The sequence below is a fragment of the Burkholderia sp. LMG 13014 genome, from assembly GCF_905232215.1.
Classification (GTDB): Bacteria; Pseudomonadota; Gammaproteobacteria; order Burkholderiales; family Burkholderiaceae; genus Burkholderia.
The window spans coordinates 1-3,929 of the sequence record NZ_CAJNKE010000547.1; the positions used below are offsets into that span (position 1 = coordinate 1).

Annotated in this window: 5 protein-coding genes; 2 read left to right on the top strand and 3 right to left on the bottom strand. The window is 68.6% G+C overall.

Annotated features, from left to right (window positions below):
* Both JYJ84_RS30550 and JYJ84_RS30555 read right to left on the bottom strand, forming a co-directional pair.
* The coding region (locus tag JYJ84_RS30550) for an AMP-binding protein (RefSeq protein ID WP_205189883.1) at nucleotides 1–424 on the bottom strand (424 nt) is incomplete at its 3' end.
* Entirely contained in the window at nucleotides 417–833 is a 417-nt protein-coding gene (locus JYJ84_RS30555; protein WP_205189885.1) for an enoyl-CoA hydratase/isomerase family protein, read from the bottom strand. The genes JYJ84_RS30555 and JYJ84_RS30550, both read right to left, overlap by 8 nt.
* On the opposite strand from JYJ84_RS30555, the gene JYJ84_RS30560 reads away from it, so the two are divergent.
* Nucleotides 723–1,835 carry a class I adenylate-forming enzyme family protein gene (locus JYJ84_RS30560; RefSeq protein WP_240201924.1) on the top strand — a complete coding sequence of 371 codons (1,113 nt, stop codon included), beginning with the start codon at nucleotides 723–725 and terminating at the stop codon, nucleotides 1,833–1,835. The two genes, JYJ84_RS30555 and JYJ84_RS30560, sit on opposite strands and share 111 nt — an antisense overlap.
* Nucleotides 1,836–1,909: 74 nt before the next feature.
* On the top strand, nucleotides 1,910–2,857 hold the full coding sequence (locus tag JYJ84_RS30565; RefSeq protein ID WP_175220501.1) for a nitronate monooxygenase family protein: 948 nt from the start codon (nucleotides 1,910–1,912) through the stop codon (nucleotides 2,855–2,857).
* A 58-nt stretch (nucleotides 2,858–2,915) separates the two neighbouring features.
* Here JYJ84_RS30565 and JYJ84_RS30570 read toward each other — a convergent pair.
* On the bottom strand, nucleotides 2,916–3,929 hold a 1,014-nt coding region (locus tag JYJ84_RS30570; protein WP_205189884.1), incomplete at its 5' end, for a helix-turn-helix domain-containing protein.

The following is a 3,929-nucleotide window of genomic DNA, read 5'->3' on the forward strand; positions in this document are numbered from 1 at the left end:
GCGACCGGTCGAACGCCGGCTCGACGTTGCGCAGCAGTTGCGTGTAGTCGATCTTCAGGAACGTGTCGACGTAGAACAGCACGCGCACGTCGCCTTGCTTCAGGCAGTAGTTCAGCTCGTCGGTCTTGAAGCGGGTGTTGACCGGCACGGTAACCGCACCGATCGACGCGGCCGCGTAGAACAGCACGACCCAGTCGATCGAGTTGCCCATCATGATGCCGACGTGCTCGCCCGGCTCGACGCCCAGGGCGATCATCCGTGCGGCGGCACGCGTCACGCGTTCGGCGAGTGTCCGGTAGTCAATGCGCTCGCCATCGATCACGAGCGCCTCCGCGTCGGGTGTGCTGCTCGCGCGGGCCGCGAGGATCGCAGGCAGGGTGATCGGGTCGCGCAGACCGAATCGTTCGACGAATGAATCAGTCATGGCGATGCTCCCCGTTCGATCCGCCGGACGCGGACGTGCCAAAGTTCGAAATCGTGCTTTTCCAGTCCGCATTCTGCAGCAACGTGTCGATCGCCAGGATCTCGATCGCGAGCGCGCCGGCCGGATCGGATTCGACGCCGCGCTCGATGCAGTCGCGCGTGAGCTGCATCGCGAGCGGTGGCGCGGCGGCAATGCCGCCGGCGAGCGCGCGGATCGTTGCGAGCGCGTCGGCCGCGTCGACGACGCGTGTGACGAGACCGGCGTCGAGCGCTTCGAGGCGCTGCCCGACACGCCCGCGCTGCGCGACGCGGCTGCGCGGCGCGCGCAGCGGGTCATGCCTGACGATACGCTGCTGATCCAGTACACGTCCGGGACCACGTCGTTTCCGAAAGGTGTGCTGCTGAGCCATCGCAACATGCTGATGAACGCGGCCGCGTCGGCGCTGCGGATCGGCGTGCTGCCGGACGACCGCTATTTCAGCGTGCGGCCGTTCTTCCATGTCGCAGGCACGACGATGTCGCTGCTCGTCGCACTTGTGACCGGCGCGTGCCTGCTGTCGATACCGTCGTTCGACGTCGCGAAGGTGCTGACGTTACTCGACGACGAGCGCTGCACGCTGACGTCCGGAAACGATACGATCTTCCTGATGCTGATGAGCGATCCGTCATTCCGCCGCGAGCGGATCCATCTGCGCGGCGGCTGGGCGGCCGCGGGGCCGGGGATCATGCAGCAGATCCACGACGTGATGGGCGTGCCGTACATGGTCGGCGCCTACGGGCAGTCGGAGGCGTCGCCGAACGTCGTGCTGAACGACTGGCGCGATCCGCTCGCGGTGCGCGTCGCCGGCTGGGCGCATCCGCATCCCGGCATCGAGATCCGCACGGTCGCGACCGACACCGGCACGCTCCAGCCGCCGAATGCGCCGGGCGAGATCCAGGTGCGTGGCTGGAGCGTGATGAAGGGCTACTACAACAAGCCGAACGAGACCGCGGCGGCATTCACCGACGACGGCTGGCTGCGTACCGGCGATCTCGGCGTGATCGACGACGACGGCCGGCTGCGGATGCTCGGGCGCCTGAAAGACGTGTTCCGCGTCGGCGGCGAGAACGTCGCGCCGGCCGAAGTCGAGGAAACGCTGTTCGGCCATCCGGCCGTGCAGCTTGCGCAGGTGGTCGGCGTACCCGACGCACGTCTCGGCGAGGTGCCCGCCGCGTTCATCGTGCTGCGGCCCGGCGCGCATGCGTCGAGCGAGGACCTGATCGCCTTCTGCAAGGCGCGCTGCGCGAATTTCAAGGTGCCGCGCTATTTGCGGATCGTGCCGTCGTTCGACGAGATCGGCATGACCGGCAGCTCGAAGGTGCAGAAGAACAAGCTGCGCGACTACGCGATCCGCGAATTCGGACTCGCCTGACCGCCGGCGCCGCCCGCTCCCGATCGGTGCGGGCGGCCCGCCGGATCGCCCCTCATTTCCCGGACCCCCCTCACATGAAGCCCACCCGCCTCACGCGTTTGCTCGACCTCCGCTATCCGATCATTCAGGCCGGCATGAGTTGGGCGTCCTCGAACGCGGCGCTGCCCATCGCCGTCACGCAGGCCGGCGCGCTCGGCGTGATCGCCGCCGGCCCGATGTACCTCGATGCGTTCCGCGACACGGTGCGCGCCGTGCGCGACGCAGTCGGCGGCAAGCCGTTCGCGGTGAACCTGCCGCTTTACCGCCCCGACGCCGAGCGTTTCCTCGACGTGATCGAGACCGAACGGGTGCCGATCCTGATCGCGTCGCAGGGTGGTCCGCGTGCGCATCTCGCCCGCTTTCACGCGCTCGGCACGCGCTGGATCCACGTCGTGTCGACGCTCGAACACGCGCGCAAGGCCACCGATGCGGGCGTCGATGCTCTGGTCGTGGTCGGCGCGGAAGCGGGTGGTCATCCACCGGTGAACGGCGTCAGCACGCTGGTCGCCGTGCGGCGTGTGGCCCAGGTGCTGCCGGACATGCCGATCGTCGCCGGCGGCGGCATCGCCGACGGCTTTGGCGTTGCCGCGATGCTCGCGCTCGGCGCCGACGCGGTCCAGCTCGGCACGCGTTTCATCGCGACGCGGGAAGCGGGCGTGCACGACAACTACAAGCGCGCGGTGCTGGAGACGGAAATCGACGGCACCGCGCTCGTTGGCATTCGCAAGCTGCCCGTCCGGATGACGCGCAACGCGTTCGCACAGGACGTACTGCGCGCCGATGCGGAGCGGCTGGACGACGACCGCTACGCCGCGCTGTTTGCCGCCAGTTCGCTGAAACAGGCCGCGCTCGACGGCGACACCGAACGCGGCAAGGTCGAACTCGGGCAGTCGGCCGGGCTGGTGACCGACCTGCCCGGCGCGGGTGACGTGGTGGCCCGGCTCGTGGACGAGTATCGGGTGGCTGTCGATCGCCTGTCGTAAATCGATGCGCATACCGCGGCGCGAACGCGTCGGTCTCTTCCGGCCAATTCGCGATGCGTCAGTGCGGCCCGCTGTGCTTGAGTCCTGCCGCATCGAGCTGCCTGAGCTTCGCGTACAGCGTGGTACGCGAAATACCGAGCTGCCGCGCGGCGGCCGACACATTACCGTCGTGCTCGTCGAGCGCCCGGCGGATGGCATCGAGCGACTGCTCGTGCAGGCTGGCCAGCGGACTGGCAGCCGGCGCCGTGCCGCAGACGTCGGCTGCGTATTCGAGCGTATCGGATTGGCGCGGCATCGTCACCCGATCGAGCGGTGCGCGCACGGTACGCACCCAAACGTGACTGCCGTCGTCGCGCGCGATCCGCTGCGGCGTGCGCGAAGGTGTCAGCAAACGACGCTGTTGCGCAGGCGTTGCGCCGGGGAACAACAGCCGAACCTCGCACGCGCCGATCGGCCCGGCCGGTGCAAGATCGAGCATCTGGCGCGCCAGGCGGCTCACCGCGCGCACGCGGCCTGTTTCGTCGAGTGCGACGACGCCGGCAAGCGGCGTGCCGAGCCAGCGCGGATCGTATTGCACCTGCAGCAAATGGCAGTCGCGCAGCATTGCATACAACCGCTGCTCGGCGGACAGCGCCGCATGGCGGAACTGCTCATGCAACTGCACGACATTGCGCCGCCCGATACCGGTGATGTCGAGCGCGCCGATCACCTCGCCGTCGAAGCCGACCAGCGGCACCGCGAGACAGAAGACCCGCGAGAGTTCGTCAAGATAGTGCTGGGCGCCCGCGACGACGGCCTCCGCACCATCGTGAATCACGCAGCTCGGCGCGGTCGTGCCGATGTTCGGCTCGACGATCCGGCGCCCGGCAACGATCGGCGTCAGCAGCGCTTCGTCGCAATGCGGGCTGCGTCGCACATGGACGACCGTGCCGTGCGGATCGACGCAGAAGATCGTCCAGTCGCTGCCGCCGAACGCGGCCCACAGCGATTCGATCTCCTGCGCGACGCAGCGGTACAGCCGCCGGCCCGCGCGCGAGTCGTCGAGCTCGCCGAGCATTTCGTAGTGGGCGGT